This is a genomic window from Herbaspirillum sp. LeCh32-8 (genome assembly GCF_017814915.1).
In the GTDB taxonomy this organism is placed as follows: domain Bacteria; phylum Pseudomonadota; class Gammaproteobacteria; order Burkholderiales; family Burkholderiaceae_D; genus Herbaspirillum.
This window is the reverse complement of the sequence record NZ_JAGIPZ010000007.1, coordinates 175,703-201,572: the sequence shown is the minus strand read 5'-3', so window position 1 is coordinate 201,572 and position 25,870 is coordinate 175,703. Positions and strand designations below refer to the sequence as shown.

The 25,870-nt window shown below is 63.8% G+C and carries 22 protein-coding genes; 2 read left to right on the top strand and 20 right to left on the bottom strand.

Features of this window, described 5'->3' with window-relative positions; translation table 11 throughout:
* Window positions 1-20: 20 nt before the first annotated feature.
* The gene (locus J8I26_RS14500) at window positions 21-1,037 is read right to left on the bottom strand and encodes a patatin-like phospholipase family protein (RefSeq protein ID WP_209607810.1); all 1,017 of its coding nucleotides are present in this window, start codon (window positions 1,035-1,037) and stop codon (window positions 21-23) included.
* Between the two features lie 184 nt (window positions 1,038-1,221).
* On the opposite strand from J8I26_RS14500, the gene J8I26_RS14495 reads away from it, so the two are divergent.
* On the top strand, window positions 1,222-1,818 hold the full coding sequence (locus tag J8I26_RS14495; RefSeq protein ID WP_209607809.1) for a TIGR00730 family Rossman fold protein: 597 nt from the start codon (window positions 1,222-1,224) through the stop codon (window positions 1,816-1,818).
* A gap of 98 nt (window positions 1,819-1,916) precedes the next feature.
* Here J8I26_RS14495 and J8I26_RS14490 read toward each other — a convergent pair whose 3' ends face one another.
* The 6 genes from J8I26_RS14490 to accD all read right to left on the bottom strand — a co-directional run bounded on the left by J8I26_RS14490 (window position 1,917) and on the right by accD (window position 8,832).
* The gene (locus J8I26_RS14490; RefSeq protein WP_209607808.1) at window positions 1,917-3,158 is read right to left on the bottom strand and encodes a cystathionine gamma-synthase family protein; all 1,242 of its coding nucleotides are present in this window, start codon (window positions 3,156-3,158) and stop codon (window positions 1,917-1,919) included.
* A 161-nt stretch (window positions 3,159-3,319) separates the two neighbouring features.
* Window positions 3,320-4,840: an amidophosphoribosyltransferase gene (purF, locus tag J8I26_RS14485; RefSeq protein ID WP_209607807.1), complete on the bottom strand. Its 1,521-nt coding sequence runs from the start codon at window positions 4,838-4,840 to the stop codon at window positions 3,320-3,322.
* 93 nt (window positions 4,841-4,933) lie between these two features.
* The gene (locus J8I26_RS14480; protein WP_209607806.1) at window positions 4,934-5,455 is read right to left on the bottom strand and encodes a CvpA family protein; all 522 of its coding nucleotides are present in this window, start codon (window positions 5,453-5,455) and stop codon (window positions 4,934-4,936) included.
* A 31-nt stretch (window positions 5,456-5,486) separates the two neighbouring features.
* A complete protein-coding gene (locus J8I26_RS14475; RefSeq protein ID WP_209607805.1) occupies window positions 5,487-6,461 on the bottom strand; it encodes an SPOR domain-containing protein in 975 nt (324 codons plus the stop codon).
* A gap of 92 nt (window positions 6,462-6,553) precedes the next feature.
* Complete coding sequence (folC, locus tag J8I26_RS14470) at window positions 6,554-7,867, bottom strand: bifunctional tetrahydrofolate synthase/dihydrofolate synthase (protein WP_209607804.1); 1,314 nt, start codon at window positions 7,865-7,867, stop codon at window positions 6,554-6,556.
* A 95-nt stretch (window positions 7,868-7,962) separates the two neighbouring features.
* Window positions 7,963-8,832 carry an acetyl-CoA carboxylase, carboxyltransferase subunit beta gene (accD, locus tag J8I26_RS14465; RefSeq protein ID WP_209607803.1) on the bottom strand — a complete coding sequence of 290 codons (870 nt, stop codon included), beginning with the start codon at window positions 8,830-8,832 and terminating at the stop codon, window positions 7,963-7,965.
* Window positions 8,833-8,989: 157 nt separating this feature from the next.
* On the opposite strand from accD, the gene J8I26_RS14460 reads away from it, so the two are divergent.
* On the top strand, window positions 8,990-9,343 hold the full coding sequence (locus J8I26_RS14460; protein WP_209607802.1) for a NirD/YgiW/YdeI family stress tolerance protein: 354 nt from the start codon (window positions 8,990-8,992) through the stop codon (window positions 9,341-9,343).
* Window positions 9,344-9,460: 117 nt separating this feature from the next.
* Here the strand turns inward: J8I26_RS14460 and trpA are convergent, their stop codons facing one another.
* The 13 genes from trpA to J8I26_RS14395 form a co-directional block, all read right to left on the bottom strand.
* On the bottom strand, window positions 9,461-10,258 hold the full coding sequence (gene trpA / locus J8I26_RS14455) for a tryptophan synthase subunit alpha (protein WP_209607801.1): 798 nt from the start codon (window positions 10,256-10,258) through the stop codon (window positions 9,461-9,463).
* A gap of 112 nt (window positions 10,259-10,370) precedes the next feature.
* Window positions 10,371-11,630: a tryptophan synthase subunit beta gene (gene trpB / locus J8I26_RS14450; protein WP_209607800.1), complete on the bottom strand. Its 1,260-nt coding sequence runs from the start codon at window positions 11,628-11,630 to the stop codon at window positions 10,371-10,373.
* A gap of 25 nt (window positions 11,631-11,655) precedes the next feature.
* Entirely contained in the window at window positions 11,656-12,327 is a 672-nt protein-coding gene (locus J8I26_RS14445; protein WP_209607799.1) for a phosphoribosylanthranilate isomerase, read from the bottom strand.
* 75 nt (window positions 12,328-12,402) lie between these two features.
* Window positions 12,403-13,341: a tRNA pseudouridine synthase A gene (locus J8I26_RS14440; RefSeq protein WP_209607798.1), complete on the bottom strand. Its 939-nt coding sequence runs from the start codon at window positions 13,339-13,341 to the stop codon at window positions 12,403-12,405.
* A gap of 120 nt (window positions 13,342-13,461) precedes the next feature.
* The gene (locus tag J8I26_RS14435; protein WP_209607797.1) at window positions 13,462-16,281 is read right to left on the bottom strand and encodes a FimV/HubP family polar landmark protein; all 2,820 of its coding nucleotides are present in this window, start codon (window positions 16,279-16,281) and stop codon (window positions 13,462-13,464) included.
* Between the two features lie 504 nt (window positions 16,282-16,785).
* The gene (gene asd / locus J8I26_RS14430) at window positions 16,786-17,898 is read right to left on the bottom strand and encodes an aspartate-semialdehyde dehydrogenase (RefSeq protein WP_209607856.1); all 1,113 of its coding nucleotides are present in this window, start codon (window positions 17,896-17,898) and stop codon (window positions 16,786-16,788) included.
* 102 nt (window positions 17,899-18,000) lie between these two features.
* The gene (gene leuB / locus J8I26_RS14425) at window positions 18,001-19,071 is read right to left on the bottom strand and encodes a 3-isopropylmalate dehydrogenase (protein ID WP_209607796.1); all 1,071 of its coding nucleotides are present in this window, start codon (window positions 19,069-19,071) and stop codon (window positions 18,001-18,003) included.
* A gap of 132 nt (window positions 19,072-19,203) precedes the next feature.
* Entirely contained in the window at window positions 19,204-19,851 is a 648-nt protein-coding gene (leuD, locus tag J8I26_RS14420; protein WP_209607795.1) for a 3-isopropylmalate dehydratase small subunit, read from the bottom strand.
* A 104-nt stretch (window positions 19,852-19,955) separates the two neighbouring features.
* Window positions 19,956-20,087, bottom strand: coding sequence for an entericidin A/B family lipoprotein (locus J8I26_RS14415; protein WP_209607794.1), 132 nt, complete (start codon window positions 20,085-20,087; stop codon window positions 19,956-19,958).
* 27 nt (window positions 20,088-20,114) lie between these two features.
* Window positions 20,115-21,515 (bottom strand): 3-isopropylmalate dehydratase large subunit, encoded by a 1,401-nt coding sequence (leuC, locus tag J8I26_RS14410; RefSeq protein WP_209607793.1) that lies wholly within the window; start codon window positions 21,513-21,515, stop codon window positions 20,115-20,117.
* 219 nt (window positions 21,516-21,734) lie between these two features.
* Window positions 21,735-22,577, bottom strand: a complete 843-nt coding sequence (locus tag J8I26_RS14405; RefSeq protein ID WP_209607792.1) for a M48 family metallopeptidase — start codon at window positions 22,575-22,577, stop codon at window positions 21,735-21,737.
* Between the two features lie 219 nt (window positions 22,578-22,796).
* Window positions 22,797-23,885, bottom strand: a complete 1,089-nt coding sequence (aroC, locus tag J8I26_RS14400) for a chorismate synthase (protein ID WP_209607791.1) — start codon at window positions 23,883-23,885, stop codon at window positions 22,797-22,799.
* A gap of 93 nt (window positions 23,886-23,978) precedes the next feature.
* Window positions 23,979-25,868 (bottom strand): MFS transporter, encoded by a 1,890-nt coding sequence (locus tag J8I26_RS14395; RefSeq protein WP_209607790.1) that lies wholly within the window; start codon window positions 25,866-25,868, stop codon window positions 23,979-23,981.
* Window positions 25,869-25,870: the final 2 nt, after the last annotated feature.

Below are 25,870 nucleotides of genomic sequence, written 5' to 3'. Positions count from 1 at the left end.
CGTGCGCGAACGCCGGTTCACTATTGGAGGAAGCGCCCGAGGTCGAAGGTCGAACCCTGCCCGATCTGCGCGAAGTGCTGCTCCAGCCACTCCGACGCGCGCTCCCTGCCCTGCTGCTGCAGACTGCGGATGAAGCTGGCCTGGGTATTGAGCTTGGACAGGTTGCTCAACTGCTCCATCAGCTCGCTGGCGTCGATCATGTGCATGTTCAGCTGGCGCAGGCGGCGCTCCAGCGAGCCGAAGGCCAGGGTGGAGTTCTCCGCCTCGCGCTTGGCCAGCGCCAGCGCCGAGAGCTCGGTGAAAAAGGCCGAGCTGAAACTGATCTCGGACAAACGCTGGCCGATGTCGTGGCTGGTGGAAGGCGTGCCGGAGCGGCGGCTGGGGTGCAGCAGCACCACCATCACATCGCGCGCGGAACAGGCATGCAACAGCGGAAAGATCGGCGGATTGGCGGTCAGGCCGCCGTCCCAATAAGCCTCGCCGTCGATCTCGATGGGCCGGTGCAGCGACGGCAGGCAGGCCGAGGCCAGCAGGGCCTCCACCGACAACTCGGCATTGCGGAAGATTTTCAGCGTGCCGGTGCTGACCTGGGTGGCGGCGATGAACAGCTTGATCTCGCGTTGCGCACGCAGCCGCTCAAAATCGACCTGCTCGACCAGGATGTCGCGCAGCGGGTTGATGTCCAGCGGATTCAACTGCGCTGGCGAGAAAAACCGCGTCATCGCCAGCAGCGCCTGCATGCCCGGCATGGGTGCGGGATTGGGCAGGATGGGCGCGGAGTCCGGCTGGATGAAATCGAACGGCTCGCGCGTGGACAGGCTGTCCCAGAAGCGCGCCAGCGCGGCGCGGGCGCCATCGCGGCCGTCCTGAACGTAGCCTTGCGCCATCACCGCGGCGTTCATGGCGCCGGCCGAGGCGCCGCTGATGCCTTCGAAATCCAGGCGCGCATCTTCCAGCAGGCGGTCCAGCACGCCCCAGGTGAAGGCGCCGTGCGAGCCGCCGCCCTGCAGGGCCAGACTGACGATCTTGTTTGGCATGATGTCCTTTCGGCGACGGCCTGAATACTGCCGGCTGCCTCCCTGTCATTCACATGTCACCGCGCACATTTATGCTGCACCGCACTATCATGGTATAACACTCAAAGGCTTGAGAAAGTGTTTGTTCCGCGACCAGACATCAGCTCAGCCATGCCATTGTAACGACGGATATTGCAGAGGAAACATGAAATCGATTTGCGTCTATTGCGGCTCTTCCCCCGGCGCGTCCCCGGCCTACGCAGAAGCCGCCCGCAAGCTGGCCCAGGAGATGGTCAAGAACAACATCGCGCTGGTCTACGGCGGCGGCAACGTCGGCCTGATGGGCATCATCGCCAGCGAAGTCATGAAGCTGGGCGGCGAAGCCACCGGCGTCATCCCCAAGGCGCTGCTGGACAAGGAGCTGGGCCACAACGGCCTGACCCGCCTGCATATCGTAAAAGACATGCACGAGCGCAAGGCCATGATGGCCGAGCTGTCCGACGGCTTCGTCGCCATGCCCGGCGGCATGGGCACGCTGGAAGAGCTGTTCGAGGTGCTGACCTGGGCCCAGCTGGGCTTCCACTACAAGCCGATCAGCCTGTACAACGTGGACGGCTTCTACAACAACCTGATCGCCTTCGTCGACCATCTGGTGTCGCAACGTTTCGTCAGCGCCGACCAGTCCGGCCTGATGATGCATGAAGCCGACCCGGTCGTGCTGATCGAGCGTTTCAAGAGCTTTAAGCCGACCTACAAGACCAAATGGGCCGATCGCGAGGCGATCGCCAACCTGGTGCCCTGACACCATCCCGCCGCCATCGCCGCGCCCATGAATAGCGCCCGCGCCTCTTTCGAGCACGCGGGCGTTGTTCATTTCAGGCCGGCGAAGCCTGAGGCGACTCAGGCCTCCAGCGCCTGGCGGAAATCGCCGACCAGGTCGTCGGTGTCTTCCAGGCCCACCGACACGCGGATCAGCGACTCGGCGATGCCCATGCTGGCGCGGCGCTCGGCGCCCATCTCGTAGAAGATGGTGTGCGCCACCGGAATCACCAGCGTGCGGGTGTCGCCCAGATTGCTGGTGGGGATCGCCAGTTGCATGCGGTTCAGGTAGTCGAAGCAGTCGATGCCCTCTTTCAGCTCGAACGACAGCAGGCTGCCGAAGCTGCGGAACAACTCCTTGGACAAGACATGCTGCGGGTGCGACTCCAGCCCCGGGTAATACACCGCGGCGACGCGGGAGTCAGCCTCCAGCATCTGCGCCACGGCCAGCGCGTTCTTGCATTCGCGCTCCTGGCGCAACGCCATGGTCTCGGCGCCGACGGCGATATGGTGCGCCGCTTCCGGCCCCAGCGACGCGCCGAAATCGCGCAACGCCTTGGCGCGAATCTGCGCCATGCCCCATTGCGGCGCCGGGTTCTTCTTGTAGTTGTCGGCGATGTGCGGGTATTGGGTCCAGTCGTATTCACCGGTGTCGGTCAGCGCGCCGCCCAGTGCGTTGCCGTGGCCGCCGATGGACTTGGTCAGCGAGTTGACCACCAGGCCGGCACCCACCGACTTCGGCTGGAACAGGTAAGGCGAGGTCATGGTGTTGTCCACCACGTAGAGGATCCCGCGCGCGCGGCACAGCTCGCCGATGCGCTTCAGGTCGGCCACCTGGGTGCGCGGATTGGCGATGGTCTCGACGAACACCAGGCGGGTTTGCGGGGTAATGGCCGCTTCCACGTTCTTCACGTCGGTGGCATCCACCATCGACACCTTGACGCCCTGCGCGCCCACCGTCGACCACAGGCTATTGGTGTTACCGAACAGGAAGGCAGAGGACACCACGTGGTCGCCCTCGCGCAGCAGGCCTTGCACGATCGCGCCGATGGCGCCCATGCCGGTGGCGAAGCAGATGGTGGACTTGCCGCCTTCCATCTTGTTGATCTTGTCTTCCAGCGCGGCCACGGTCGGGTTGCCCTGGCGGCCGTAACGATAGCCCGGCTGCTTGCCCTGGAACACCTCGGCCAGCTGGCGCGCGTCCTTGTAGCCGAAGGTCACCGAGGTGTGGATGGGCTTGTGCAGCGAGCCATGCTCGATGTCTTTCTGGCGGTCGCTGTGCAGGATGGTGGTGGTGAAACCGTAGGTCTTTTTATCGTTCATCGCGTAGTCGGAGATTCGGGGGATTCAGGGAATTCAGCAGGCAGTGCGCCGCAGCGAAAAACAAAATGATAAGCCAGTTTCGCTTGCGCTGCGCCAATGAAAAACGCCGGCGCCGCGTGAGCGGCAACCGGCGTCGGATCCAGCGTCGGCAAAGACCGGAATCAGTCCACGCGCGCCAGGTTCAGGTTCAGCTGCGAACGCACCACGTCGTCCACCGCCGGCTTCGGGTTCTTGCGGGCGAACTCGATGCGGTCCAGGTATTCCTGGGTGATGTCGCCGGTGATGTAGTGACCGTCGAAGCAAGAGGCTTCGAAGTTCTTCAGCGCCGGATTCATCTCGGAGATGGCGCGCTTCATCGCATCCACGTCCTGGTAGACCAGAGCGTCGGCGGTGATTTCGCGGCAGATCTCTTCGTAGCTGCGGCCATAGGCGATCAGCTCGTCGCGGGTCGGCATGTCGATGCCGTAGACGTTGGGGAACTTCACCGGCGGCGCCGCCGAAGCGAAGATCACGTTCTTGGCGCCGGATTCGCGCGCCATCTGCACGATCTCGCGGCTGGTGGTGCCGCGCACGATGGAGTCATCCACCAGCAGCACGTTCTTGCCCTTGAATTCGCTGCCGATGGCATTGAGCTTCTGGCGCACCGACTTACGACGCAGCGCCTGGCCCGGCATGATGAAGGTGCGGCCGATATAACGGTTCTTGATGAAGCCTTCGCGATACTCGATGCCCAGTTTCAGCGCCAGTTCCATGGCGGCCGGACGCGACGAGTCGGGGATCGGCATGACGACGTCGATCTCGCCGTGCTTGAATTCCTTGCGGATCTTCTCGGCCAGGAATTCGCCCATCTTCAGGCGGGTGCCGTAGACCGAGGCGCCGTCGATCACCGAGTCCGGACGGGCCAGGTAGACGTATTCGAAGGCGCAGGGATTCAGGGTCGGGTTCTCGGCGCACTGCTGGTTGTACAGCTTGCCTTCGGTGTCGATGAAGATCGCCTCGCCCGGGTTGACGTCGCGCAGGAAGCGGAAGCCCATGCCTTCCAGCGCCACCGATTCGCTGGCCAGCATGTACTCGATGCCCTTGTCGCTCTCGTTGAAGCCCAGGCACATCGGACGGATGCCGTACGGATCGCGGAAGCCCAGCAGGCCGTAGCCGGCGATCTGCGCCACCACGGCGTAGGAGCCGCGCACGCGCTTGTGCACCATGGCCACCGCCTTGAACAGCGTGGCCGGATCCAGCGAATAACCGGTCGTGGCCTGCTGCAGTTCGTGCGCCAGCACGTTCAGCAGCACTTCGGTGTCGGAGTCGGTGTTGAGGTGACGGCGATCGTTCTTGAACATCTCGATCTTGAGCTGCTCGGTGTTCGTCAGGTTGCCGTTGTGCGCCAGGATGATGCCGAACGGGGCATTGACGTAGAACGGCTGGGCTTCTTCCTCGGAGGAGGAGCTGCCGGCGGTCGGGTAACGCACCTGGCCGATGCCGGTGTTGCCGGGCAGCGAGCGCATGTTGCGGGTACGGAACACGTCGCGCACCAAGCCGTTGGCCTTGTGCATCGAGAAACCGCTATGGTGGTTGGTTGCAATGCCCGCCGCATCCTGACCACGGTGCTGCAGCAGCAGCAGCGCGTCGTACAGCATTTGGTTGACGGGGCTATGAGAGACGATACCGACGATGCCACACATGGTGGACTCCTAACGAAAACGAAAAACGAAAACGAAGCGCTACTGCAAACATCGACCGATGAATCCTGCCTTGTTGGGCAGAACCCGACGGGCTCAAACTTCAGACGGCGCGACAGCAGGCGGCGCGGAAAAACTCACATGTTCCGCAAACTTGCCCGGCAGGAAGGGCATCACGGCCATTGCGCCCTGCTCCACCAAGGGGCTCAGCGTCGCCTCTTTCCAGAACGGCTGCTGCGGAATCGAGGTAGTGCCGCACAGCAAGGCGACTGCCACCACGATCAACACGCCGCGCGCTACGCCGAACACGCTGCCTAAACCTCTGTCGACCAGCGTCAGCCCGCTGGCCTTGATCAATTCGCTCAATGTCCTCGATACCAGCGCCATCAACAGCCGCGTACCGATGAACAGGGCGATGAACGCCACAATCAGTCGTGTCGATTCGCCGGGTATCATTTCCGGCAACATGCCCGCCAGCGCTTCGCCGTAGGCATTGGCCACCACCAGCGCCACCACCCAGCTGGCCAGCGAGAGCACCTCCCGCACAAAGCCGCGCAGCGTACCGATGATCACCGAACAGGCAAACACCAGCAGCACCAGGTAATCGAAGATCGTCACGATGACAATATGGAGCTATCGGCGATCAAATTCAAGCTGGAACAATGGTGGCATTCAGGCCCAGTTTCTTGATACGGGCGCCCATCTTCTCCGCCTCGTCGCGACTGCCGAAGGGGCCGACGCGAATGCGCGTGCGGTCGCCGCCCTGGGTCGCGATCTTTTGCGTGTACGAATGAATGCCGGCGCCGTTGAGCTTGTTGCGCAGTTCATTGACCTTGTCCTGGGTCGCCAGCGCGGCCACCTGGATCACGAATTTGCCGCCGGCAGCGGCCGGCTTCTTGTCGGCGGCCGACGGTGCGGCGCTCGACTTGCCCTCCAGGATCGCCAGCGCGCGCGCCGAGTCGTCGCCATGCTGCTCGGCGGCCTTGGGCTTGGGCGCTTCCTTTTTCGGCGCTTCCTTCTTGGGCTCTTCCTTGTGCTGGACCACGGCCGGTTTCTTCTCTTCCGGCTTGGCGGCAGGCTTTTCAGCGGGCTTCTCGGCCGGCTTGGGCGGCGCCACCGAAGCGGCCGGCGGGGTAATGACCGGCGCCGGCGCGACGCTGGACGGCTCGACGATTTCTTCCTTCTGGTCCAACGCGGAAGCGGCCGAGGCCAGCTTGGACGTATCGGCCGCCGCAGCCGGCTGGGCCGGTTCCGGTTGCGCGCCGGTGGCGGCGGCCGTGGTGGCCGGCTGGTCCTTGGACGGAATCTGGATGGCGATGTCTTCGTTGAGCGGCTTGGGCTCGGAGTCGAGGATCATGGGCAGCACGATCACCACCGCCAGCGCCAGGGCCACGGCGCCGATCAGGCGGCGGCGGGCGCGTTTCTTTTCCGGCAACAGCGGGTCGGCGCCGGCATCCTTGCCGGCCTTGCCGCGGCCGCCGCCCGAGGCGCGGCCGGAAGTGTTGGCCGCGCGGCTGCTGCGGGTACGGAGTGCGGAAGATTGCTCTTCGGAACGCGAACGGAATTCGCCTTGGTCGGAAGCAGATTCCTGCTTGTTTTTACGGAAAAGCGAGAACAAGCCCATGCGGAGTCGAAATGAAATGATCTGAATGTCTTGAAAAACTGCCTGGCATCAGGTCCTGGCGCCGCAGGGCGCAACAGATACTGGCTCCGGAGTTAGTGCAAACCCGGGCGACGCGCCTGCATCACGCCCGCCACGGTAAGGAAGGATCCGAAAACCACAATTCTATCATTCTCCCCTGCTCTGCTCAGGGCATTTGCATAGGCGGCGGCCGGCGTGTCGAAGGTTTCGATGCTGCGCGCCGCGTCCCGCCTGAACTCCGGCTCGACGCCGGCGCCCAGCAGCACCTCCTTCAGCTGTTGTGCGGTGGCCGCGCGCGGCAGCGGCAGGTCGGTCACGCACCAGTGGTCGATCTTGTCCTTCAGGTGGCCGATCACGCCTTCGATGTCCTTGTCCAGCATCGAGCCGAACACGGCGTAGGTGTAGGGATGGAAACCCATGTTGTCGAGGTTCTGGCCCAACGTGGCGGCGGCGTGCGGGTTGTGCGCCACGTCCAGAATCACCAGCGGCTGGCCCGGCAGCACCTGGAAGCGGCCCGGCAGCTCCACCGTGGCCAGCCCGGTGCGCACTTCCTGCGCGCCCACCGGCAACACTTCGCGCAGCGACTCCAGCGCGGCCAGCGCGGCCGAGGCGTTGAGGATCTGGTTGGCGCCGCGCAGGCTCGGGTAGGCCAGCGAATTGCGGCGCATGCCGCGACCGCCGTAGGCCCATTGCTGCTTGTCGCCCTGGTAGTTGTAGTCGCGTCCCATCAGCCACAGGTCGGCGCCGATTTTCTCGGCGTGATCGATCAGCGACTGCGGCGGCATCGGGTCGCCGCACACGGCCACCTTGCCGGGACGGAAGATGCCGGCTTTCTCGAACCCGATCTCTTCACGCGTCTCGCCCAGGTATTCGGTGTGGTCGATATCGATGCTGGTGACGATGGACACGTCCGCATCCACCACGTTGACCGCGTCCAGGCGTCCGCCCAGGCCGACTTCCAGGATCACCACATCTTGCTTGGCATCGGCCAGCAGCTTCATGATCGCCAGCGTGGTGAACTCGAAATAGGTCAGCGAAATGTCGCCGCGCTGCGCTTCCACCGCGTTGAAGGCGGCGATCAGTTGCGCGTCGCTGGCCATGTCGCCGCTGATGCGGGCGCGCTCGTTGAAGTGCAGGAAATGCGGCTTGATGTACAGGCCGACGCGGTAGCCGGCGCGCATCAGGATGGACTCCAGCATGGCGCAGGTAGAGCCCTTGCCGTTGGTGCCGGCCACCATGATCACCGGGCAGTCGAACTTGATGTCGAGCTTTTGCTTGACCTGCATGACGCGGTCCAGCCCCATGTCGATCTGCTTGAAATGGCGCTGCTCCAGCAGGGCCAGCCATTCGTTCAGGGTGGAAGGATTCGGGGAGGCTTGCGATGTCATGGCACGTCTCGTTCAGTCAGGCAACAGCGAGGAAACAGAAAAAACAAAGCCCGGATTTGCCGTTTGGCAAATCCGGGCCTGAAGTATACCGCTTATCAGGAAACGGTTTCGGCCGGCTGGTTCTGCAGCAGCGCCAGCAGATGGGCGATTTCCTCGCGCATCTTGCGGCGGTCGACGATCATGTCGATGGCGCCCTTGGTGACCAGGAATTCCGCGCGCTGGAAGCCTTCCGGCAGTTTCTCGCGCACCGTGTTCTCGATCACACGCGGGCCGGCGAAGCCGATCAACGCCTTCGGTTCGGCCATCACCACGTCGCCCATGAAGGCGAACGAAGCCGACACGCCGCCCATGGTGGGATCGGTCAGCACGCTGATGAAGGGCAGTTTCTTTTCCGACAGCTTGGTCAGCATGGAGGTGGTCTTGGCCATCTGCATCAGCGACAGCAAGCCTTCCTGCATGCGCGCGCCGCCGGTGGCGGTGATGCAGATGAACGGCACCTTCTGTTCCAGCGCCGCCTGCGCGCCGCGGGCGAAGCGCTCGCCGACCACGGAGCCCATGGAGCCGCCCATGAATTCGAATTCGAAGCAGGCCACCACGACCGGCAGGGTCATGATCGCGCCGCCCATGACCACCATGGCGTCGGTTTCGCCGGTGGATTCCATGGCGTCCTTCAGGCGATCGGGGTACTTCTTGCTGTCCTTGAACTTCAGGGTGTCGACCGGCAGGGCTTCCTGACCGATCTCATAGCGGCCGCCTTCGTCGAGCAACGCGTCGAGACGAGCACGGGCGCGAATGCGCATGTGGTGGCTGCACTTGGGGCAGACGTGGAGATTGGATTCCAGGTCGGTACGGTAAAGCACTGCTTCGCAGGATGGGCACTTGACCCACAGGCCTTCCGGGATAGCCTTGCGGCTGGTGGAGCCGCTTTTAATCTGGGGTGGCAATAACTTCTCGAGCCAGCTCATAGAGTCCTCTTCAATATTTCCGGTGGCGCATTGTACCAGAGCCCGCTGCGGGGAGACGTAAAGCGGATTTCCTTGCAAATCAGAAATGTTTTTGTGAACCAACTCGGTCGACATGGCTCCACTCCGATGCAAACCGCACATTGAAAAGGAGCTCCCGATGACATCCCCCCTCTCCAGAATCGCCGGCGCCATGCTGCTGGTCGCCGCCGGCCAGGCTATGGCGCAATATACCGGCCCGTCTTCGCAGCCTGCCGTCACCGACGCCGCGCATGCCGCCAAGGCGGCGGACAAGACGCCGGTCACGCTGGAAGGCGTGTTGGCATCAAAAATCCGGGATGAACACTACATGTTCCAGGACAATAGCGGCACGATCGAGGTGGAAATCGACAACAAACACTTCCCTGCCGCCCCGGTGAACGAAAAGACGCGGCTGCGCCTGCAAGGCGAAGTCGACAAGGATTTCGCCCAGAAAGCCACGGTTGACGTCAAACAGGTGACCATCCTCCATTGACCCGCGTCGTTAGAGCGCATGTAAAAAGAAAGCCTCCCGCGGGAGGCTTTCTTTTTTTGACGACGTGACTCGTTACGGCGCTTGCTCGAACGTCTGTTTGATCGCCAGCCCGAGCGCTTACTCGTCCAACGCGCGGCGAATGTCGGCCACAAACGCCTGCACCGCTTCGCACGCCTTGGACGGGGGAGTGTTCTCCAGCTCAGAGATGATGCGGCTGCCGATCACCACGGCGTCTGCCACCGCCCCCACCGCCTTGGCAGTGGCGCCGTCGCGGATGCCGAAACCTACGCCGATGGGCAGCTTGACGTGCTTGCGAATGGCGGCGATGCGCTCGGCCACTTCAGCGGTATCGATGTTGCCGGCGCCGGTCACGCCCTTGAGCGAGACGTAATAGGAAAAACCGCTGCTCACTGCGGCCACCTGGCGGATGCGTTCCTCGGTCGAGGTCGGCGCCAGCAGGAAGATCGGATCCATGCCGTTGGCCTGCATCTTCTGCGCGAACTCCTCGCACTCTTCCGGCGGATAGTCGACCACGATGGTGCCGTCCACGCCCGCCTCTTTCGCCGCAGCGATGAAGGCATCCACGCCGAAGCGCTCGATCGGGTTGGCATAGCCCATCAGCACCACCGGCGTGGCGGCATTGGTCTTGCGGAATTCGCGCACGTAGCCGAGCACGTCGCGGGTGCTGATATTGAACTTGAGCGCGCGCTCGCAGGCGCGCTGGATCACCGGGCCTTCGGCCATCGGATCCGAGAACGGCACGCCCAGCTCAAGGATGTCGACGCCGCCGGCCACCAGCGCGTGCATCAGCGGCACGGTCAGTTCCGGGGCCGGATCGCCGGCGGTGATGAAAGTGATCAGGGCCTTGCGCTTTTGCTCGGCCAGCTGGGAGAAAGTTGCCTGGATTTTGGACATGATGATGTGATGTTGTAGTCGTCAAAGCGGCGGATCGGCATTCACAGCCGACGCAGCGGACTTAAAATCCGCTGCGCCGTCCGATCGGACCGCACTCGTCGCAAACGCGGGCTCAGCCCTGGCGCTGCTGCACGGTATGCATGTCCTTGTCCCCGCGGCCGGACAGGTTGGCCAGCACGATCTTGTCCTTGGGCAGCGTGGCCGCCAGCTTGGCGGCATAGGCCAGCGCGTGGCTGGACTCCAGCGCCGGGATGATCCCCTCGATGCGGCAGCAGGTGTTGAACGCCTCCAGCGCCTCATCGTCGGTGATGCATTCGTAGCTGGCGCGGCCACTGTCTTTCAGCCAGGCGTGCTCCGGACCCACGCCCGGATAATCGAGGCCGGCGGAAACCGAATGGGTCTCGATGATCTGGCCGTTCTCATCCTGCAGCAAATAGGTGCGATTGCCGTGCAGCACGCCCGGCGAACCCAGCGTCAGCGACGCCGAATGGCGTCCGGTATCCAGGCCGTCGCCGGCGGCTTCCACGCCGACCAGTTTGACGTCCTTGTGGTCGATGTAGGGGTAGAAGATGCCCATGGCGTTGGAGCCGCCGCCCACGGCGGCCACCACGTAGTCGGGCTGGCGCGAGGCGATCTCGGGCATCTGCACGATGCACTCGTTGCCGATCACCGACTGGAAGTCGCGCACCATCATCGGGTAGGGATGCGGGCCGGCCACGGTGCCGATGATGTAGAAGGTCGACTCGACGTTGGTGACCCAGTCGCGCATGGCTTCGTTCAACGCATCCTTCAGGGTCTTGGAGCCCGACTCCACCGGCACCACCTTGGCGCCCAGCAGGTTCATGCGGTAGACGTTCTGCAGCTGGCGCTTCACGTCCTCGCTGCCCATGTAGACGATGCACTCCATGCCGAAGCGCGCGCAGATGGTGGCAGTGGCCACGCCGTGCTGGCCGGCCCCGGTCTCGGCGATGATGCGCTTCTTGCCCATGCGCTTGGCCAGCAAGGCCTGGCCGATCACGTTGTTGATCTTGTGGGCGCCGGTGTGGTTCAGGTCTTCGCGCTTGAAGTAGATCTGCGCGCCGCCGGCCAGCTCAGACCAGCGCTTGGCATGGTAGACCGGGCTCGGGCGGCCGACGAAATGCTTCAGCTCGGTATGGAATTCGGCCAGGAACTGCTCGTCGTTCTGATAGTGGGCGTAGGCATCGCGCAGCTCATTCAACGCCAGCGTCAGCGTCTCGGCGGCGAAGCTGCCGCCGTAGGGGCCGAAGTGGCCGCGCGAATCCGGCAGGTTGTAAGGCGCCGACTGATGCAGGGCGGCGGAAGCAATGGCTTGACGCTCGGCGAAGTTGCCGAGCGGATTCAGTTCTTTCATGGAAATCCTCTGTACAGGTTGCGCGCTACGCTTGCGTAGTAGCATCCGCCAGACGCACCGCGGCAATGAAGGCGGCGATCTTGGCGGCATCCTTGATCCCCTTGGCCGCCTCGACACCGCTGCTGATGTCGACTGCGTAAGGGCGAACGCCGGCCACCGCTTCAGTGGCGTTGTGTACGCTCAAGCCACCACTCAAAACGGCCCGAGGCGCGAGTTCTTTTGGAATGACTGACCAATCGAAGACCTTTCCGCTGCCGCCGTACTGATCGACCAGGGTGTCGAACAGGAGCCCGCAGAAGAGCGGACTGGCAGAGCGATATTGAAGCTCGTATTCTAGCAAATCGGCGGGCTGCGTCGAGCTGCCGATGCGCGCGGCGCGCGTGAAGGGACGCTTGACCGCATCGGCGATCAGGGCGCACTGCTCGGGCGTCTCGTCGCCGTGGAACTGCAGCAGGGTCAACGGCGCCTGCGCCAGCACGTCCCTCACCTCTTCCACGGTCGGGTTGACAAACAGGCCCACCGCGCTGACATAGGGCGGCACCGTCGCGACCAGCTCGCCGGCCCGCAGCGCTGTCACGTAGCGTGGGCTCTTGGGATAAAACACGAAACCGATGGCGTCGGCGCCGCTGTGCACGGCGGCGGCCACGTCCTGTTCGCGGGTCAGGCCGCAGATCTTGATTCGGGTGCGTTGGGTCATCTTGCTTGGATCTGGAAAAGTTGTCGGAACATCATGCATCAGGCCATCTGCATCCCGCCATGGCCATGACCACATTCAGAGCCACGGCCAGGAACGGTTTTCCTGCGGCAGCGCCCATGCGTCCGGATAGTCTACCCGCGCCAGGTACAGCCCGTCCGGCATGAAGGTCGGGGCGGCGCGACTGCGATCGCGCGCGCTCAGCAGCTCGGCGATCCACTCGGGTCCATGGTTGCCGTTGCCCACCACGATCAGCGAGCCCACGATGTTGCGCACCATGTGATGCAGGAAGGCGTTGGCCTTGAGCGTGAAGACGATCATGTCGCCATGGCGACGCACGGTGATGCTGTCCATCTTGCGTACCGGCGACTTGGCCTGGCACCCCACCGCACGGAAACTGGTGAAATCGTGCTCGCCGATCAGGTGCTGGGCGGCACGATGCATGCGATCCGCATCCAGCGGCCGGAAGGTCCAGCCGGCCTTGCCCGCCAACAGCGGCGAGCGCACCGGATGGTTGTACAGCACGTAATGATAGGTGCGCGCCACCGCCGAAAAGCGCGCGTGAAAACCGAACTGCGTCAACGCCTGGGCGCGGTCGGCGCCATGCACCTCGGCCGCCTGCTCGCCCACCGTCATCGACGAGGCGATGGCGGCATCGTCCACATAGGGCAGTTCGCAGGCCCAGCGCACCGCAATGGTCGGCGGCAGGAAGGCATTGGTGCCGCGCACCCAGGAAAATACGTCGCGCGAGATCGGCGTGTCGAAATGCACCACCTGCTCCAGCGCATGCACGCCGGAGTCGGTACGGCCGGCGCAGGTGGTGGCGATGGGCTGGGTGGTGAAGCGCTGCAGCGCCGCTTCCAGCTGGTCCTGCACAGTCTTGCGGTGCGGCTGGGTCTGCCAGCCCTGCCATTGCGAGCCGTCGTATTGGACGCCCAGCACGACACGGCGCAGGCCGGGGACGGCCGCCGGCGGCGGTGCGGAGGGAAATGCTGCGGGTGCTGATGTATCTGTCATTGCCGAATCTGTGTTGCCGTTCATTGCCCCTGTCGCTTGGCAGGGCTGCAAAGCAAAACGGGCACCTCATGCGAGGTGCCCGCGAGTACAGCTATTGTAATCCTTGCGTCTGGTCGGAACTCAAGCCAGCGCGGCCAGCATGTCCTTGGCGCGCGCTACCTGCACGTCGTTGCCGCCGCGCATGACTTCTTCGAGCAATTCCTTCGCGCCTTCCTTGTCGCCGATTTCCTGATAGGCGGCCGCCAGGTCCAGCTTGGTGGTCATCTCGGCTTCGAAGGCAGATTCCTCGTCTTCTTCCAGAATGTTGGAAGCCGATGTCGGAGCTGCTTCGTCCGGCAGGCTCAGGTCGAGGTCGGACAGGCTCATCGCCGGCTCGTCGTCGCCGCTGTCCAGCAGGGCCGAGGCCGAGGTGGCTGCGGTTGCGGCCGGCAGGATGGGTTCGTCGTCGGCCGGCTTGGCGCCGTTTTCCAGGTCGAGGTCGAAATCGATGTCCTTGCCCAGATCCACCGGCGGCGTCGCTGCGGCGGCGGTTTCACCCGGCTGGATTTCCGCGCCCTTGAAGTCGCTCAGGTCGAACTCCATGCCCTGCTCTTCCGGCTCGGGTTCCGCCACCGGCGGCGCCGGCGGGGCGCCGCCGTACAGCGGATTGGTCGGATCCAGCTCGAAGCCCATGTCAGCGGCCTTGGCCCATGCCTCATTGAGGCCGCCGCTCAGCTGGTGCAGGTCCGCCGCCACCTTGTTGAAGTTGGAGACGTCACCGCGCTTGGCGTAGATCTCCAGCAGCTTGGAATGCAGGGCCTGGCGCTCAGGCGTCGATTGCAGGGCCAGCTTGAGGATGTCCTCGGCCTGCTCGTGACGGCCGTAGGCGATGTACATATCGGCTTCGGCGATCGGGTCGACCTGCGCCTCCTCGGCCGGCGCCTCTTCGGCAGCGGCCACAGCGAGCGGCGCAGCCTCAACCGCGGCCTCATCGGCCGGAGGTTCTTCAGACGCCGGTTCGGCTACTGCGGCAGCAGCGGCCGCAGGTGCTTCAGGTTCGGGGGCAGGCTCAGGCTCCGCGGAAGCTTCCGCCGCGGGTTCTTCGGCCTTCTTCTTGCTGCGACGCACGGCCACTACGCCAGCACCTGCCACCAACAAGGCAACCACGGCGCCGACACCGGCCAGCACGTAAGGATTCTGGGTGACGCTCTCGAAGAAGCTCTGCGGCTTTTCTGCCGGCTTGGCGGCGACGGCGACAGGCGCGGCGGGCGCAGGAGCGGACGGTGCGGGTGCAGGCGCCGCCGGAGCGGGTGCAGGCGCGGCCTCCACAGGTTTGTCTTCAGGCTTGGCCTCGCCGGCCGCAGCCGGTTTTTCTTCCGGCTTGGCCGCTTCCGGCGCAGCGGCTGGGGCGGCCTTGGCGGCTTCGGCTTCCTTCTGCTGGGTCGAGAGGTCAGCGATGGTCTTGTTCTTCATCTCCAGCAGCTTCTGGAGGTCGCCCACGTTCTTTTCGAGTTCCTTCACGCGGTCGTTGGCTTCCGACAGTGCGCGCTCGGATGCCGCTTTGTCCTCGGCAGCGCCGGCGTTGCCGGTATTGCCCTTGGCGCGGCTGGCGCGCGACAGCTCGAGACGATCACGCGCCGATGCGGAGCCGGAACGCTCTTCCACGCGCGTGGTGATCTTGCCGCCACCGCTCTGCCCTTCGGAACCCGGCCGGCGAGCCGAGGAATTGGCCACCTGCGAAGCCAGCTTGTTGCGGTAGGCGTTGAAGTCCTGCGCCTGGGCCACCACCATGCCGCGCGCTTCGCTCTGGTCGATGGCGGCAGCGGTCGGCTGGTCCGGAATGGCCAGCGTACTGCCCGAGCGCAGGCGGTTGATGTTCTTGCCCATGAAGGCGTCCGGATTGGCCCGGTACAGCGCGATGAGCATCTGGTCCAGCGATACGTTGGCCTGCTTGTTGCGCGCGGCGATGCCCGCCAGGGTATCGCCCTGCTTGACACGATAGTCCGCAGCCTTGTCGCCGGCGGCGGCTGCCGCAGCGGGCGCGGTAGCCGCCGCCGGACGCACCACTTCGCCGGAGGCGCTCTGTCCTGCCGCAGCGGCAGGCGCTGCGCCGGGGCTGGCCGAGGCCGGGGTATTGTCGGGCGTGGCCTGCTGGCGGCGAATGAGTTCTTCTGCCAGCGCGGACGGCGCCGAACGCTGGACGATGCTGGTCGCCGGCTCTTCGCCGCTGACCGGAATCGATGCGCTGGGCGCCGCGGCAGGGGCTGCAGCCGTTGCTGCCGGCGCCGCGCTGGGCGCAGCAGGCGCGGCGGCAGGGGCCGGTGCAGCGGCAACCGGCGCAGGAGTCGGAGCTGACGCAGGAGCTGGTGCTTGCGCCGGTGCGGCCGCTTCCTGAGCAGGCGCGGGAGCCGGCGCTGCCGGAGTCGGTACAGCGGCCGGCGGTGCGTTATTGGCCGGCGCGGGTTCGGATTTCACGGTCGGCGCGCTGGGCGTCAGCGGCGCCACCTGGGCGTTACGCGGGGCCTTGCTGTCGGCCGGGTCCAGCAGGAAAGTGTATTCGCGCACCAGCTTGGAGTTGCCGGCGGACAGTTCCAGCAGCAGGTCGACGAAAGGATCGCTGACCGGTTGCGAAGAGCTGATGCGGATGAAATGGCGGCCCTGGCGTTGTTCGACGGCGAACGACAGCGAACCCAGCACCGGGTTGTAGTCGACATTGGCGCGGCTGAAGGCTTCGGCCGAGGCCAGCTTGGCCGACAGCTTGCCCGCCTCGTCAGCGCTCACGGAAGTGACTTCGATCTCGGCGCGCAGCGGTTGCCCCAGCGAAGACAGCACGGTCAGGCGGCCCAGGCTGGCGGCTTGCGCGCCCAGCGGAATGGCCAGTGCGATCGCCAGCGCGGCGCTCAGTTTCTTGATCTGGGTGATCTGGGACGAGGGAAGCTTCTTGTTTGTATTCAGAGGCATGTTTTATATGGCGTAGAGAAACGTTCCGCTAAGAACCCGTCACGCTTTTGCTCCGCTTTTATTCAATTGGAAGCCGTGTTGGGGCATATGCCGCTCGGAACCGGATACCGCCGGCCCGGCGCTGCTCTCTGCCCATCGGCCGTTCCGCCGGGAACGCGCCTCTCGCAGGGTCCTAAGAGCCAGACTGCAGACCCATTTCATCAAATCCAGCAAATCCGCTCCGAAGGCGCTGCGCCGTCACCGGCGCCAGGACTTGCCGCCTGATCAACAGGCAAGTCGAATTTTGTTGGCGTTCATGAAATGAATTGGGTTTTCAACTTTTATCATCAAGAACTTACACCCGCAAGTGTAACCAAGTTCTCAAGACGAGAAAAACCCGCCAGCGGCCACTTGCGTGACTGGTGGCGGGCTATTGTTGCAGACTGACAACGATGTAGGCAAGCCTTATTCGCATTCAACCCGCACGAGGGGATGCCGACCGGAAAGCTTTCCGGTCGACGCACATCAGTTCAGGTTGCCCAGGATGATGCGCAGCATGCGGCGCAGCGGCTCGGCGGCCCCCCACAGCAGTTGGTCGCCGATCACGAACGCGGAAATGTACTCCGGGCCCTGGTTCAGTTTGCGCACGCGGCCCACGCCGATTTCCAGACCGCCGGTGACGGCTGCCGGGGTCAGTTCCTTGACAGTGACCGGACGTTCGTTGGGAACCCACTTCACCCACTGGTTGCCCGAGCGGATGATGGATTCGATCTCCGACAGCGGCAGGTCGCGCTTGAGCTTGATGGTCAGCGCCAGGCTATGGCAACGCATCGCACCGATACGCACGCACAGGCCGTCAACCGGAATGATCTTCTCGTTGCCGAGGATCTTGTTGACTTCAGCCTGGCCCTTCCACTCTTCCTTGGACTGGCCGTTTTCCAGCTGGGCGTCGATCCAGGGGATCAGGCCGCCGGCAAGCGGCGCGCCGAAGAACTCGGTCGGCACGTCTTCGCGAATAGTCTTGGCCACCTTGCGGTCGATGTCCAGGATGGCCGACGATGGGGTCGCCAGCTCATCGGCCACGGCCGCGTTGATGACGCCCATGCCCTTGAGCAGTTCGCGCATGTGGTTGGCGCCACCGCCGGAGGCCGCCTGGTAGGTCATGGAGCTGACCCACTCGACCAGGCCTTCTTTGAACAGGCCGCCCACGCCCATCAGCAGGATGGAGTTGGTGCAGTTGCCGCCGATGTAGTTCTTCACGCCACGGGCCAGCGCGTCCTTGATGACGTTGTTGTTGACCGGATCCAGCACGATCACGGCGTCATCCTTCATGCGCAGGGTCGAGGCGGCATCGATCCAGTAACCGTCCCAGCCAGCGGCACGCAGCTTGGGGAAGATCTCGGTGGTGTAGTCGCCGCCCTGCGCGGTAATGATGATGTCGCATTTTTTCAGCTCTTCAATGCTGTTGGCATCCTTCAGCGTCGTTTCCTTTTTGGCAAACGACGGCGCCTTGCCACCCGCATTCGAAGTCGAGAAAAACACCGGTTCGATGTGATCGAAATCACCCTCGTCCTGCATGCGTTGCATCAGGACCGAACCCACCATTCCACGCCAGCCTACCAAACCAACCAGTTTCATCATCTTTCCCTATTTAGTACGTCCATGGTTATCAACATCGATTGAACACATTTGCCGGATCCTCCGGCGCGCAACCCGCCCACGCCGTGGGCGGAATTGACCTTAACCGAGCGCCTTGACCACGGCCTCGCCCATCTGCTGGGTGTTGACCTTGGTGGTGCCCTCTTCGTAAATATCGGCGGTGCGCAGGCCTTGCGCAAGCACTTTCTTCACGGCGTTTTCGATACGGTCGGCCTGCTGTGCCTTGTTCAGCGAGAAGCGCAGCATCATCGCCGCCGACAGGATGGTCGCCAGCGGATTGGCAATACCCTTGCCGGCGATATCGGGAGCCGAACCGTGCGAAGGCTCGTACAGGCCCTTGTTGTTGGCGTCCAGCGAGGCCGACGGCAGCATGCCGATGGAACCGGTCAGCATCGCGGCAGCGTCCGACAGGATGTCGCCGAACATGTTGCCGGTGACGATCACGTCGAAGTTCTTCGGCGCCTTGACCAGCTGCATGGCGGCATTGTCCACGTACATGTGCGACAGCTCGACATCCGGATATTCTTTGCCGACTTCGGTCACGATGTCCTTCCAGAACTGGAAGGTCTCCAGCACGTTGGCCTTATCCACGCTGCACAGGCGCTTGCCGCGCTTGGCCGCGGCTTGGAAGGCCACGTGCGCGATACGGCGGATTTCCGGCTCCGAATAGCGCATGGTATCAAATCCTTCGCGGGCGCCCTTGAACGGACCGTCCGGCGCTTCGCGCATGCCGCGCGGCTGGCCGAAGTAGATGTCGCCGTTCAGTTCGCGCACGATCAGGATGTCCAGGTTGGCAACCAGCTCGGGCTTGAGCGAGGAAGCGCCGGTCAGCTCAGGGTAGCAGATCGCCGGACGGAAGTTGGCGAACAGCTGCAGGTGCTTGCGCAGGCCCAGGATGGCTTGCTCGGGGCGCAGCGCGCGCTCCAGCTTGTCGTACTTCCAGTCGCCGACCGCGCCGAACAGGATGGCGTCGGCTTCCTTGGCCAGCTTCAGGGTGCCTTCCGGCAGCGGGTGGCCGTGCGCCTCATAGCCGGCGCCGCCGACCGGGGCGGTTTCCATCTCGAACTTTTCGCCCAGCGAATTCAGGACGCGAACCGCCTGGTCGACGATTTCAGGACCGATGCCGTCACCCGGCAGGATAGCAATCTTCATGGCACTCTCTCTTCTCGATGTAATTCAAAGGATGTGATTCAACTGTGTGACTCGGCAGTGCGTCATCCAAGCTCATGAATGACAAGGGCGGTCATCTGACCGCCCTTTGTTTTGCTTTACTTCCTACGATCCTCAGATCGTGTTGCTCAACCAGGGCTGTTCGTGCAGGCGTTTCTCTTCGTAAGCACGAATGGTGTCCGATTTGCGTAGGGTCAGGCCGATGTCATCGAAACCGTTCAGCAGGCAGTACTTGCGGAACTCGCTGATATCGAACGGGAACGCTTCGCTGCCGTTGGTGGTGGTGACCACCTGCTTTTCCAGGTCGATGATCAAGCGGTAGCCCGGGAAGGCCTTCACTTCATTGAACAGGTGATCGACTTGCTGCTCGGAGAGCACGATGGGCAGCAGGCCGTTCTTGTAGCAGTTGTTGAAGAAGATGTCGGCGAAGCTGGGCGCGATCACGGCGCGGAAGCCGTACTGGTCCAGCGCCCAGGGCGCGTGCTCACGCGAGGAGCCGCAGCCGAAGTTCTTGCGCGACAGCAGGACCGATGCGCCTTGGTAACGCTGCTGGTTCAGCACGAAGTCCGGGTTCAGCGGGCGCTTGGAGTTGTCCATGCCCGGCTCGCCGTGATCCAGATAACGCCATTCGTCGAACAGGTTCGGACCGAAGCCGCTGCGCTTGATCGACTTCAGGAATTGCTTCGGAATGATCGCATCGGTGTCGACGTTGGCGCGGTCCAGCGGCGCAACCAAACCTTCGTGGACGATAAATTTATTCATGGCATTGAGTCGGCGCGGCGGCAATCGCATGACCTGCCGCCGCGCCCTTCCTATTTCCTGTTCAAAAACTGCCGGCGGGCCGTGGCGGCTCGCCGGTTTCCAGATTACTTCTTGCTGGCGTCCTGCATTTTTTCGCCAACGTGCTGCACGTCCTTGCCAAAGCCATCGACGGTATTGCAGCCGGCCAGCGCCCCCAGGGCAGCCACCAGCAGGAACAGCGCGGAGATTTTTTTCATGATCTTTTCTCTCAGGATGACAAGTGATTACAGCGAACGAACATCGACGAAATGGCCCGCAATGCCTGCAGCCGCGGCCATTGCCGGGCTGACCAGGTGGGTGCGGCCACCGGCCCCTTGGCGACCTTCGAAGTTGCGGTTCGAGGTCGAGGCGCAGCGCTCGCCCGGCTCCAGCCGGTCTGCGTTCATCGCCAGGCACATCGAGCAACCCGGCTCGCGCCATTCGAAACCGGCGTCCTTGAAAATTTTGTCCAGGCCTTCGCGCTCGGCCTGCTCCTTGACCAGGCCGGAGCCCGGCACCACCATCGCCACCTTGACGTTGGAGGCGCGGAACTTGCCGCGCACCACCGCCGCCGCTTCGCGCAGGTCTTCGATGCGCGAGTTGGTGCAGGAGCCGATGAACACCTTGTCGATACGAATATCTTCGATCGGGGTGTTGGGCTTCAGGGCCATGTAGGCCAGCGCCTTTTCCATGCCGTCGCGCTTGGTCGGGTCCTTTTCCTTGTCCGGATCGGGTACGCGGGCGTCGACCGCCACCACCATCTCGGGCGAAGTGCCCCAGGTGACTTGCGGCTTGATCTCGGCGGCGTTCAGCATGACGACCATGTCGAACTTGGCGCCCGGGTCGGAATGCAGCGAACGCCAGTACGAGACCGCGCGCTCCCAGTGCGGGCCCACCGGCGAATACGGGCGGCCCTTCAGGTAATTCATTGTGGTGTCGTCAAAGGCCACCATGCCGGCGCGTGCGCCCGCCTCGATGGCCATGTTGCACACCGTCATGCGGCCTTCCATCGACAGCGAGCGCATCGTCGAGCCGGCGAATTCGATCGCGTAACCGGTGCCGCCGGCGGTACCGATGCGGCCGATCACGGCCAGCACGATATCCTTGGCGGTGACGCCGGCCGGCAGCGCGCCGTCGACCTGCACCAGCATGGACTTCGACTTGCGGGCCAGCAGCGTCTGCGTGGCCAGCACGTGCTCGACTTCGGAGGTGCCGATGCCGTGCGCCAGCGCGGCGAAGGCGCCGTGGGTGGAAGTGTGCGAGTCGCCGCAGACCACCGTCATGCCCGGCAGGGTCGCGCCCTGCTCAGGGCCGATCACGTGCACGATGCCCTGACGCTTGTCGTTCATACCGAAATAGGTCAGGTCGTATTCCTTGGCGTTGCCGTCGAGGGTCTCCACCTGCAGGCGGGAGATCGGGTCGGCGATGCCTTGCGCGCGGTCGGTGGTAGGAACGTTATGGTCCGCCACCATCAGGTTGGCCGATTTACGCCATGGTTGACGTCCGGCTAGCTTTAAGCCTTCGAAGGCTTGCGGGCTGGTCACCTCGTGGAGAAGATGGCGGTCGATATACAGGATGGCGGTACCGTCATCTTCCGTATGAACGACGTGCGACTCCCAGAGTTTGTCGTAAAGCGTCTTGAGCATGTTGCGGTCCTGCAAAGGTGCTTAAGGGGCACTGGTCGTTGAAAATAGCATTTGATTATGCCATAAAGCGAGAGGTCCTACCCTTCCTGCCGCGTTTTCCGCCGCAGGGCAACAACAGCCAATAATGCTGCGAAGCAGCAGAAAAAACGCAGAAGTGGCGGCACAAACAAAAAACCCGGCATTTATCGAGCCGGGCTTCAGTAGGGCAAGCCCCGCAGTTCAGCGCTTGCGGGTCTGCTGGGTCTGTTGATAAAGGGGCTCGACCCGCTGCGCATACACCGTCAGGTCGGCAATGCGATCAGCGCTGGAGGGGTGGGTGGACATGAACTTCATCGGCTCCTCGCCGCCCAGCGCGGACATCTTCTTCCACAGCGTCACCGCCGCCTTGGGGTCGTAACCGCCGCGCGCGGCCAGCTCGACGCCGATGCGATCGGCCTCGGTCTCATTGGCGCGCGAATTGGGCAAGCCCATGAAGCCCATGTACAGGTATTGCCCGCCCTGCTGGCCGACGTCGCCCAGCCCCAGCAGCGCCGCGCCGAGGGAAATGGCCATGTTGGCGCCCATCTGCTGCGAGGCGCGCTCGCGCGCATGCTCGCGCAGCGCGTGGGCGATTTCGTGGCCCATGACCGCGGCCAGCTCGTCGTCGGTGATCTTCAACTTATCGATCAGGCCGGTGTAGACCGCGATCTTCCCGCCCGGCATGCACCAGGCATTGGTCTCGTCGGAACTCAGCACGTTGACCTCCCAGTTCCACTTCAGCGCGTCCGGACGAAACACGCCGGTCTGCGGAATCAGGCGATTGGCGATGGCCTTCACACGCTGGGTCTGTGCCGCACTGCGGTTGAGCAGGCCCTTGCCCTTGGCCTCTGCCAGCACCTGCGCGTATTCCTTGCTGGACTGAGCCTCCATCTCCTGCGACGACACCAGCATGCTTTGCTTGCGGTCGACGCCGACGGCGCCGCCCTGCGTGGTCTGCACGGTTTCGCATGCGACCAGGCCGACCACGGCCAACGCCAGCACGCTGTTCTTGATGATCGGTGTGAACGGCACGCCCGCCTCCATTGAGTAATTTAATAATTGATTGAGTTTGATGCCGGGTGGCACACCTGCCAGCGATGATACCCGCCCTTCTTGGCCTTGCGATCTTGCGACCTCAAGCGGTGCTCCGGAAGCCCGCCTTTTCCGACAGCGATTCGACCCGCGCCGCGGCCGAATGGTTCGCCAAAAACAAAAGCCGGCGATCGCTTGGGCGACGGCCGGCTTTTGTTCGAAGAGTGTCGCTCAGCGCAGCTGCGGCGTATCGACCTTGACGTCGCCGCATTGCGCACGATGACGCAGCGCGTGATCCATCAGCACCAGCGCCAGCATGGCTTCGGCGATCGGCGTGGCGCGGATGCCCACGCATGGATCATGGCGTCCGAAAGTCTCGACCGCGATCGGCTTGCCGTCCTTGTCGATCGAGGGACGCGGGGTGCGGATGCTGGAGGTCGGCTTGATGGCGATCGAAGCGGTGATGTCTTGGCCGGTGGAGATGCCGCCCAGAATGCCGCCGGCGTTGTTGCCGACGAAACCTTCTGGCGTCAGCGCATCGCCGTGCTCCGAACCCTTCTGCGCCACCGAGCGGAAACCGGCGCCGATCTCCACGCCCTTGACCGCGTTGATGCCCATCAGCGCGAAAGCGATCTCGGCATCAAGCTTGTCGTAAATCGGCTCGCCCAGGCCGACCGGCACGTTCTGTGCCACCACGTCGATGCGCGCGCCGATGGAGTCGCCATCCTTGCGTAACGCGTCCATGTACTCTTCCAGCTTGGGAATGATGTCGGCGTTGGCGGCGAAGAACGGGTTCTCGGTCACGTGCTCCCAGGACTGGAACGGGATCGCGATATCGCCCAGCTGGCTCATGCAGCCCTTGAAGGTGGTACCGTATTTCTCGAACAGCCACTTCTTGGCGATGGCCGCCGCGCCGACCACCGGCGCGGTCAGGCGCGCCGACGAACGACCGCCGCCGCGCGGGTCGCGGATGCCGTACTTGTGCCAGTAGGTGTAATCGGCGTGACCGGGACGGAAGGTGTCGAGGATGTTGCCATAGTCCTTGCTGCGCTGATCCTGGTTGCGGATCAGCAGCGCGATCGGGGTGCCGGTGGTCTTGCCTTCGTACACGCCGGACAAGATCTCGACGGTGTCGGGCTCCTGGCGCTGGGTCACGTGACGCGAGGTGCCGGGGCGACGGCGATCCAGTTCCGGCTGGATGTCGGCTTCCGACAGGCTCATCCCCGGCGGGCAGCCGTCGACCACGCAGCCGATGGCCGGGCCGTGGGATTCGCCGAAGGTGGTAACCGTGAAGAGGGTGCCGAAGGTATTGCCGGACATGATGGAATTCGCGCTAGGACTGGGAAAAGCAGGATTTTACCAGTCCCGGGCGCGGCCGACGAGCCGGCGGCCGCATGGCGCTGCCCTGCCCGCCTATTTCCACTCGCCGCGCAGCGCCTTCACGCGCTCCTGCAGCAAGTCCGGCGACACCTCGGCGGCGGGAATGGCCTCGCCCACCACCAGCTCCAGGCGCGAGAACAGCCCGCGCTTGAACGAGCGCGACAAGGGATTGCTCGGGTCGCGCGACAGCAGGCTGCCCCACAATCCGCGCAGCGCCATCGGCAGCACCGGCACCGGCGTGCGCTCGATGATCTTTTGCACGCCGCCCCTGAACGGATTGAGCTCGCCGTCACGCGTGAGCTTGCCTTCCGGGAAGATGCACACCAGCTCGCCCTCATGCAAGGCCTGGGCGATATCGACGAAGGCCTTCTCGGTCAGCCACGGATCTTCCTTGACCGGCGCGATCGGGATCGCGCGGGCGTTGCGGAAGATCCAGGACAGCACCGGGATCTTGAAGATGTGATGGTCCATCACGAAGCGGATGGGTCGCGGGCTGGCCGCCATGATGACGATGGCGTCCAGGTAGCTGACGTGGTTGCACACGATCACGCCGGCGCCGTGCGAAGTGATGGCCTCGCCGTTGCTCACGCGCACGCGGTAGAAGGTATGGATCAGCAGCCAGGCCAGGAAACGCATCAGGAATTCCGGCACCAGCGAGAAGATGTAGGCGGCCACCACCGCGTTCAGGATCGCGGTGACGAGGAAGATTTCGGGAATCGACAGGCCGGCCTTGAGCAGCACCATCGCCACCAGGGCCGACGCCACCATGAACAGCGCGTTCATGATGTTCATGCCGGCGATGGTGCGCGATACGTGGGCCGGGTCGCAGCGGGTCTGGATCAGCGCGAACAGCGGCACGATGTAGAGCCCGCCGAACACGCCGATGCCCAGGCAATCGGCCAGGATGCGCCAGCTGCCGCCCTGCGCCAGGAAGCCCATCAGGTCGACCGCGGCCGCCGGGGCGGCGTAGGCCTGGCTGGCGAAATACAGGTCCAGCCCGAACACCGACAAGCCGATCGAGCCGAACGGCACCAGGCCGATCTCCACCTTGTGGCCGGACAGCCGCTCGCACAGCAGAGAACCGGCGCCGATGCCGACCGAGAACACCGCCAGCAGCAGCACGAACACGCTATGGTCGCCATGCAGGTAGTTCTTCGCGTACAGCGGAAACTGCGCCAGCATGATGGCGCCGTAGAACCAGAACCAGGAATTGCCCAGCAGCGACAGGAACACCGGACGGTTGCGGCGCGAGAAGCCGATGTTGCGCACGGTCTCGGTGAACGGGTTCCAGTTGACCTTGAGCTCGGGCGCCGGCGCCGGCGAGTTCGGAATGGCCAGGCTGGCCAGCCAGCCCAGCACCGCAAAACCCAACGTGATGCCGGCCACCAGATGCAATCCCCAGGGCTTGTGCACGACCAGCACCGCGCCCAGGATCTCGCCCAGCAGGATGCCGACGAAGGTGCCCATCTCGATTACGCCGTTGCCGCCGATCAGTTCCTCGCGCTTCAGTTGCTGCGGCAGGTAGGCATACTTGACCGGCCCGAACAGCGTCGAATGAATGCCCATGCCCACCACTGCCGCCACCAGCAGCCACAGGTGATGCGTCATCCAGCCGTAGGCGGCGATGCCCATGATGACGATTTCCAGTAACTTGACGAAGCGCGCCACGCGGCCCTTTTCCAGCTTGTCGGCCAGCTGGCCGGCGGTGGCGGAGAACAGGAAGAACGGCAGGATGAACAAACCCGGAATGAGGTTGTTCAACAGGCCGGTATCCATCGTGGTCCACGACAGCGCGTCGTAGGTCAGGACGGTCAACAGCGCGGTCTTGAAGACGTTGTCGTTGAGCGCGCCGAGGAATTGGGTCCAGAAGAAGGGCGCGAAGCGCCGTTGGGCGAACAGGGCGAACTGATTGTTCTTTGACATTG

Bases quoted from the DNA above. Each gene is read 5' to 3' on its own strand.
- J8I26_RS14440 (WP_209607798.1), bottom strand. From the start codon at position 13,341: ATGACAGATACATCAGCACCCGCAGCATTTCCCTCCGCACCGCCGCCG.
- J8I26_RS14460 (WP_209607802.1), top strand. From the start codon at position 8,990: ATGACATCCCCCCTCTCCAGAATCGCCGGCGCCATGCTGCTGGTCGCC.
- trpB (WP_209607800.1), bottom strand. From the start codon at position 11,630: ATGAAAGAACTGAATCCGCTCGGCAACTTCGCCGAGCGTCAAGCCATT.
- J8I26_RS14415 (WP_209607794.1), bottom strand. From the start codon at position 20,087: ATGAAAAAAATCTCCGCGCTGTTCCTGCTGGTGGCTGCCCTGGGGGCG.
- J8I26_RS14495 (WP_209607809.1), top strand. From the start codon at position 1,222: ATGAAATCGATTTGCGTCTATTGCGGCTCTTCCCCCGGCGCGTCCCCG.
- J8I26_RS14435 (WP_209607797.1), bottom strand. From the start codon at position 16,281: ATGCCTCTGAATACAAACAAGAAGCTTCCCTCGTCCCAGATCACCCAG.
- aroC (WP_209607791.1), bottom strand. From the start codon at position 23,885: ATGTCCGGCAATACCTTCGGCACCCTCTTCACGGTTACCACCTTCGGC.
- accD (WP_209607803.1), bottom strand. From the start codon at position 8,832: ATGAGCTGGCTCGAGAAGTTATTGCCACCCCAGATTAAAAGCGGCTCC.
- J8I26_RS14445 (WP_209607799.1), bottom strand. From the start codon at position 12,327: ATGACCCAACGCACCCGAATCAAGATCTGCGGCCTGACCCGCGAACAG.
- leuC (WP_209607793.1), bottom strand. From the start codon at position 21,515: ATGCTCAAGACGCTTTACGACAAACTCTGGGAGTCGCACGTCGTTCAT.
- J8I26_RS14490 (WP_209607808.1), bottom strand. From the start codon at position 3,158: ATGAACGATAAAAAGACCTACGGTTTCACCACCACCATCCTGCACAGC.
- J8I26_RS14405 (WP_209607792.1), bottom strand. From the start codon at position 22,577: ATGGAGGCGGGCGTGCCGTTCACACCGATCATCAAGAACAGCGTGCTG.
- asd (WP_209607856.1), bottom strand. From the start codon at position 17,898: ATGAAACTGGTTGGTTTGGTAGGCTGGCGTGGAATGGTGGGTTCGGTC.
- leuD (WP_209607795.1), bottom strand. From the start codon at position 19,851: ATGAATAAATTTATCGTCCACGAAGGTTTGGTTGCGCCGCTGGACCGC.
- purF (WP_209607807.1), bottom strand. From the start codon at position 4,840: ATGTGTGGCATCGTCGGTATCGTCTCTCATAGCCCCGTCAACCAAATG.
- J8I26_RS14395 (WP_209607790.1), bottom strand. From the start codon at position 25,868: ATGTCAAAGAACAATCAGTTCGCCCTGTTCGCCCAACGGCGCTTCGCG.
- leuB (WP_209607796.1), bottom strand. From the start codon at position 19,071: ATGAAGATTGCTATCCTGCCGGGTGACGGCATCGGTCCTGAAATCGTC.
- J8I26_RS14475 (WP_209607805.1), bottom strand. From the start codon at position 6,461: ATGGGCTTGTTCTCGCTTTTCCGTAAAAACAAGCAGGAATCTGCTTCC.
- J8I26_RS14500 (WP_209607810.1), bottom strand. From the start codon at position 1,037: ATGCCAAACAAGATCGTCAGTCTGGCCCTGCAGGGCGGCGGCTCGCAC.
- trpA (WP_209607801.1), bottom strand. From the start codon at position 10,258: ATGTCCAAAATCCAGGCAACTTTCTCCCAGCTGGCCGAGCAAAAGCGC.
- folC (WP_209607804.1), bottom strand. From the start codon at position 7,867: ATGACATCGCAAGCCTCCCCGAATCCTTCCACCCTGAACGAATGGCTG.